The sequence below is a fragment of the Brachybacterium sp. J144 genome (assembly GCF_036321705.1).
Taxonomy (GTDB): domain Bacteria; phylum Actinomycetota; class Actinomycetes; order Actinomycetales; family Dermabacteraceae; genus Brachybacterium.
The window spans coordinates 1-5,997 of sequence record NZ_JAZDCG010000018.1 but is presented as its reverse complement, the minus strand read 5'-3'; the positions used below and the strand labels follow the sequence as shown (position 1 = coordinate 5,997).

5 protein-coding genes are annotated in these 5,997 nt (G+C 72.1%); 2 read left to right on the top strand and 3 right to left on the bottom strand.

Annotation, left to right across the window (positions count from 1 at the left end; all coding sequences use genetic code 11):
- Nucleotides 1–72 precede the first annotated feature (72 nt).
- The 3 genes from V1260_RS07280 to V1260_RS07270 all read right to left on the bottom strand — a co-directional run bounded on the left by V1260_RS07280 (nucleotide 73) and on the right by V1260_RS07270 (nucleotide 3,095).
- Nucleotides 73–1,608, bottom strand: coding sequence for an ABC transporter substrate-binding protein (locus tag V1260_RS07280; protein WP_329746150.1), 1,536 nt, complete (start codon nucleotides 1,606–1,608; stop codon nucleotides 73–75).
- A gap of 118 nt (nucleotides 1,609–1,726) precedes the next feature.
- Nucleotides 1,727–2,434, bottom strand: a complete 708-nt coding sequence (locus tag V1260_RS07275) for a DUF624 domain-containing protein (protein WP_329746149.1) — start codon at nucleotides 2,432–2,434, stop codon at nucleotides 1,727–1,729.
- Between the two features lies 1 nt (nucleotide 2,435).
- On the bottom strand, nucleotides 2,436–3,095 hold the full coding sequence (locus V1260_RS07270) for a DUF1961 family protein (RefSeq protein ID WP_329746148.1): 660 nt from the start codon (nucleotides 3,093–3,095) through the stop codon (nucleotides 2,436–2,438).
- Between the two features lie 421 nt (nucleotides 3,096–3,516).
- Here V1260_RS07270 and V1260_RS07265 point away from each other — a divergent pair, with 421 nt between their 5' ends.
- Both V1260_RS07265 and rhaI read left to right on the top strand, forming a co-directional pair.
- Complete coding sequence (locus V1260_RS07265) at nucleotides 3,517–4,515, top strand: LacI family DNA-binding transcriptional regulator (RefSeq protein WP_329746147.1); 999 nt, start codon at nucleotides 3,517–3,519, stop codon at nucleotides 4,513–4,515.
- A gap of 215 nt (nucleotides 4,516–4,730) precedes the next feature.
- On the top strand, nucleotides 4,731–5,909 hold the full coding sequence (gene rhaI / locus V1260_RS07260; protein WP_329746146.1) for an L-rhamnose isomerase: 1,179 nt from the start codon (nucleotides 4,731–4,733) through the stop codon (nucleotides 5,907–5,909).
- The last annotated feature ends 88 nt before the right edge of the window (nucleotides 5,910–5,997 follow it).

Sequence of the window (5,997 nt, the reverse complement as noted above, 5' to 3'; positions counted from 1 at the left end):
GTGCTTGTGGTTTTTTTTCCTTTGGGGGGGTGGGAGGGGGGGGCCAAAGAACCCCCCCCCCCCCGCGGACCGTCAGTTGGAGCCCGCCTGGAAGAGCTCGTTCATCTCGTCGATGACCTGCTGGCCGCCGCTGCTGGTCCAGCGCTCGAGCTCGGCGGTCAGACCCGCCTCGTCGAACTGGCCCGCGAGGTACTTCAGGCGGGCGTCGACCACGATCTGGTCGAGGATCGCGCCGTTCTGCAGGTAGCTCTTGGACATGTAGGCGGCGCCGGGATTGAAGACGGCGTGCTCGAGGTCCGCCTCGTGGAAGGCGAGACGCTTCTCGGCGAGCTCCTTCTCGGGCTCCCCCTCGGGGCGGGCCGGGTAGCCGAGGTAGCCGTTGGACTGCGAGCCGATCTGGGCGAAGGCGGAGATGTCACTGGCGATGAGCGTCGCCTCGTCGGACTCGATCGGGATCGACTCGCCGCCGTCGACCTCGTAGTTCACGCCCTCGATGCCGTTGTTCAGCAGGCGCTGGCCCTCCTCGGACGAGAGCTTGTCCAGGGCGGTGAGCACGGTCGCGAGCTGCTCCTCGGTGGGGACCGCGGCCTTGGGGATGGTGAGGTAGCCGGCGTAGCCGGGGGTGGGCAGGGCCCAGAGGGTGCCGTCGGGGTTCTTGAGGTTGCCGACCATGGTGACCTTGTCGCCGTAGCCCTCGGGGTCCGCGTCCTTGAACAGGCCCATGAGCTGGCCGCCGCGCGAGGAGACGTCGGCGATGATGCCGCCCTTGCCGGTGAAGAAGGGCTCGTTCCAGGTGGCGGCGTCCATCGTCGCGAAGTCGGCGTTGATGTGACCGGCCTCGACCATGGCGCGCATCGAGCGGTTCGCCTCGACGAACTCGGGCGCGAGGAAGGCGGGCGAGAGCGAGCCGCCCTCGTCCTTCCACACGTTGGCGGTGCCGTGCCAGGTCTCCCACAGGTCGTAGGGGCCGTTGTTCCCGTACCCGTTCCAGGCGGGGATGATCAGACCGGTCGTGGCGGAGCCGTCGCCGGCGGGGTTGTCCTCGGTGAAGGCGCGGGCGATCTCCATGAGGTCGTCGGTGGTCTCGGGCTCGGCGAGGCCGAGGTTCGCGAGCCAGTCCTTGCGCAGGATCACGGCGGCGCGCATGGCGTCGCGCAGGCGGAAGATGCCGTAGGTGCGGCCGTTGATGCTCGCGCCGTGCGCGACCTCCTTGTTCTCCGGGGTGAGGTTCGGGTAGTCGGCGAGGATGTCGGTGAGGTCCCAGTAGCCGCCGGCCTCCGCGGTCTGCGCGAACTCGGCGGTCTTGCCCGTCTGCACCATCACGTGGGGGATGTTGTCGCTGGCCATGGTGACTGTGACCCGCTCGCCGTAGCTCGAGTTGGGGACCCAGGTGATGTCCAGCGGCATGCCCACGAACTCCTGGATGGCCTGCTGCAGCTGGCCCTCGGGGTCGGGGGCGGTCTCGGAGAGCAGCGGCGCCATGATCTTCAGGGTGGTGATCTCCGCGGTGGAGCCGGAGCCCCCGCCGGAGGATCCCCCGCAGGCGGCGAGGCCGAGGGCGGTGGCACCGGCGGCGGCGCCGCCGAGGAGGGTGCGACGAGAGAACATCGTGGGTCCTTTCACAGGGCGCCCGAGGGGCGCGGAGGGGAGGCGCGGCGGCGATGCCGGGCCGGGAGACCGACCGCCCTGGTGGGCGGCGGGAAGGGGTGGCGGGGTCGGTGAGAGGTCAGGCCGACGGGGTCGGGGCGACGCGGGCCGACGGGGACGGTCCCGAGCGGAGGAGGGGCGTCGGTGCGCCCTCCGCGGCTCGGGCGGTGGGCGCGGGGCGGGGTGCCTCCGCGGCGGCGAGCAGCTGCTCGTTGCGGTCGAGCGACCGCCCGACCAGGTGCTGGGAGAGCAGGACCGGGACGCCGACCCCGAGGAAGGGGATCAGGCCCGGGAGCGAGAGGGCCGCCCCGCCCCAGAGCAGCAGCACCGCGGCGAGCAGCAGCGTGGTGGGCAGCTGGGCGAGGGCGAGCAGGGCCGAGCGCGGCAGCACGGCGGGGACCCTCAGGTCGTGGCGCAGCTCGACGGAGGGGATGTGCAGCAGTGCGGCAAGCAGGAGGATCGCGCCGATCGCCGCGGGGGCGCGCACGGCGAGCGGGGCGCCAGCGGCGGTCAGGGCGCCGATCCCGAGGAGGAGCAGCAGCGCCGGGGCGCCGAGGGTCAGCTGGGCACGCCAGAACTGCGCGCGCCACACCTCGGCGGCGCGGCGGAGGGTGATCCGCTGTCCCCGCTCGGCGCGGGCGGCCGCGTCGGTCACGGCGACGGTGGCGGGGGCCCAGCCGAGGATCACGCCGCCGGCGAGGGTGCCGAGCAGCCACAGTCCCTGGAGGAGGACGGCGCGCAGCAGCAGGTCCGCGGCGGTGCCGAGGGCCCCGGTGATCCGGTCCATGTCAGATCGCCTCCACGAGGAGGTCGGAGTACTCGGCGATCAGCGGGGCCATCTGCCGCAGGCCGATCGCGCCGCCGCGCCGGGCGGGACCGCCGACGCCGCCGTCGTCGATCCAACGCAGGCAGTCGATCCCCTCGATGGAGAAGGTCAGCTCGGGTCCGCGCCAGGTGAGCGCGAGGCGGTAGTCGCGATCGGCATCGAGGACGGCGGGCAGCGGGTCCGCACCCTGGGCGACGAGGTGGAAGCCATGGCTCTTCCGGACGTTGCACGTGTGCAGGCTGCGCTCGGACTCCCACATGCGGCGGTAGTAGGAGAGGTGGTAGGCGTCGATCGCGCCGGAGTGGTACTGGTCGTACTCGCCGGTGCGCGCGGGCAGCTCAGGATGGTGGATCGAGCGGCCGTCGCGGGCGCGGGCGGCCCAGAAGATCATGGCGAGACCGGGCTCGCGCAGGGGTCGGAAGCCCCAGCTGATCCGCACGTCGCCCTCGTGCTCGACGGGGAGCCAGGCGACGAAGTTCGCGGCCTGCCCCTCGGCGGGGTCGGCGGCGCTCTCGAGGCGGAGACGCCCCTGGGGGAAGGTCGCGACCATCGGCCCCTCGACGCGCCAGTCGGCGATGTCCTCGGGCGCGGACAGGGACCGGCGATACAGCTCTGTGCTCATCGGAGGGCCTCCTCGTCCGCTCGTGCCGGGACCCGGCGGTGGGCGTCCTCGGCGATGCGCCTCACATCTTGAACCGTTCCAAGTTGGGCGTCAACCGCTTTCCTGGAACTCGTTCCGATGGTCCTGCGACGCTGAGCCGAGTGACCGTTCACTCAGATCCGACCGCACGCAGCACCAGGCCCCGGAAGGATCCGTGCCATCCTCCCCTGAGCTGGGCCGCGCGGTACGAGACCGGTTCCCGTGGCCCTCTCGACCTCTCGCCATACCTGTCACTCGGACGACCCCGAAGAATTCTCGGATGAACGGTCACCCGTTGTGAGATCGTGACCTCGGGAGCGCCAGAGACGGCGCCGCGCAGGCCGATCCGTCCGGTTCCGCAGCCCGCCCCTCCCCCGCGCCGGAGCCGTCCGAGGAGACCCCCATGCAGAACGCCCGTCGGCCCACGATTCGCGATGTCGCGCGCCTCGCCGGCGTCTCGCACCAGACGGTCTCGCGCCATCTCAAGCACGATCCGACGGTCTCCCCGATGCTGGCCGCTCATATCGATCAGGCCGTCGCCCAGCTGGACTATCGCCCGAATCTCGTGGCCCGCGCGATGCGGAACCGTTCCACCGGTCGTCTGGCGCTGGTGCTCCCCGCCGGTGACGGCCGCAGCCCCACAGAGGTGCTCGCCGGCGCGAACGACGCCGCCCAGGAGGCGGGCTTCGCCCTCGAGGTGGTGACCCTCCCGTCCGGCGAGCTGGAGGGCGGGCGCGTCGCGGAGCTCGCCGACTCGGGGCTCTACGAGGCCGTGCTCTCCCTCACCGACCTGGCCGCCGGCGGGCGGGAGCGGCTGGGCACGGTCCCGATCATCTCGGCCCCGGTGTACGACCGTCGTCTGCGGGGCGTGGGTCCGCTCTCCGAGGCGAACCGCATGACCGAGCTGGTCCAGGGCCTCGCCGACCTCGGCCATCGCGAGCTGCTGCACCTGACGGGGGACCGCGGCCACCCCTCCTCCCAGCGTCGGCGCGAGGCCTATCTCCATGCCGTGGACGACCTCGGGCTGCGCTCCGCCGGGGTGATCGACTGCGGCTGGGACCCGGAGGTGGCGCGCCGGACGATCCTCGAGCTGCCGGCGGACACCGCCACCACCGCCGTGCTCGCCGCGGACGACGTGGTCGCCGCCGGTGTGATCCGCGGGGCGCGGGAGCGGGGCTGGAGGATCCCCGAGGACCTCAGCGTGACGGGATGGGACGACCTGCCCCTCGGTGCCTGGATGTCGCCCTCACTGACCACCGTCTCGATCGACAACCACCGCCTCGGCGCGGAGCTGCTCGAGGAGCTGCTGCGGGTGATGCGCGGCGAGGACCCCGCGATGAACCGGCCCACGATCACGCGGCTCGTCTGGCGCGAGTCGACCGGGCCGGCGCCGGCGCGCTGAGCACCGGCCCGCCACCCCGCATCACCCCGAGCCGGCCCTGCACCGGCCTGGAACGCACACCCGGCGAGCTCACCCGGCGCGGGATGACGCCTTCCCAGCCGCCGCGCGCCGTGCTACCGTCCTGTTGAGTCGTTTCAACATGTCGTGTCCCCCGGGGACATGACCCGGCCCCGCCGTCACCGTCGATCGGCGCGGCCCGTCCCCCAAGGAGCACCATGACCACCCCCGCTGTCCTGCCCGACGCCGTCGCCCGCGACCTGCGCGAGTTCTCCATCGAGGTGCCGAGCTGGGCCTACGGCAACTCCGGCACGCGCTTCAAGGTGTTCTCGACCCCGGGCACCCCGCGCGACCCCTTCGAGAAGATCGCCGACGCCGCGCAGACCCACGCCCACACCGGGCTCGCCCCGCGCGTCTCGCTCCACTACCCCTGGGACAAGGTGGAGGACGTGGCCGCGCTCCGCGCCCATGCCGAGGGCCTCGGCGTCACGCTCGGCATGATCAACTCCAACACCTTCCAGGACGACGAGTACAAGTTCGGCTCGCTCACCCACTCGGACGCCGCGATCCGCCGCCGCGCGATCGACCATCACCTCGAGTGCCTCGACGTGATGCGCGAGGCCGGCTCGCACGAGCTGAAGATCTGGCTCGCCGACGGCACCAACTACGCCGGTCAGGATTCGATCCGTCGCCGTCAGGACCATCTCGCGGAGTCGCTGCAGGAGATCTACGCGGGCCTGCGCGAGGGCGAGCGGCTCGTGCTCGAGTACAAGTTCTTCGAGCCGGCGTTCTACCACACCGACGTCCCGGACTGGGGCACGAGCCTCATGCACTGCCTGGCGCTGGGCGAGCAGGCCCAGGTGGTGCTGGACACCGGTCACCACGCCCCCGGCACCAACATCGAGTTCATCGTCGCGCAGCTGCTGCGGCAGAACCGGCTCGGCGCCTTCGACTTCAACTCCCGCAACTATGCCGACGACGACCTCATCGTCGGCGCCGCGGACCCCTTCCAGCTGTTCCGCATCCTCTTCGAGATCGTGCAGCAGGACGCCCACCGCCCCGCCTCGGGCGTGAATTTCATGCTCGACGAGTGCCACAACCTGGAGTCGAAGATCCAGGGTCAGATCCGCTCCGTGCTCAACGTGCAGGAGACCCTCGCCAAGGCGCTGCTGGTGGACCGCGAGGCCCTCGCCGATGCGCAGGAGCGCCACGACGTGCTCGAAGCGCACGGCATCCTCATGGACGCCTTCTGGACCGACGTCCGCCCGGCCCTCACGGCGCTGCGCGAGGAGCAGGGCCTGCCGGCCGATCCCTTCGCCGCCTTCCGCGCCTCCGGCTACGAGGCGCAGATCGCCGCGGAGCGTGTGGGCGGGAACCAGATGAGCTGGGGCGCCTGACGCCCCTCGGCCGACGGGGCCGCCCCGTCGGCCGCGCCCTTCAGTCCACCGCCCGCCCGCCCGAAGACCCCCGGCCCCCCCTGTCGGC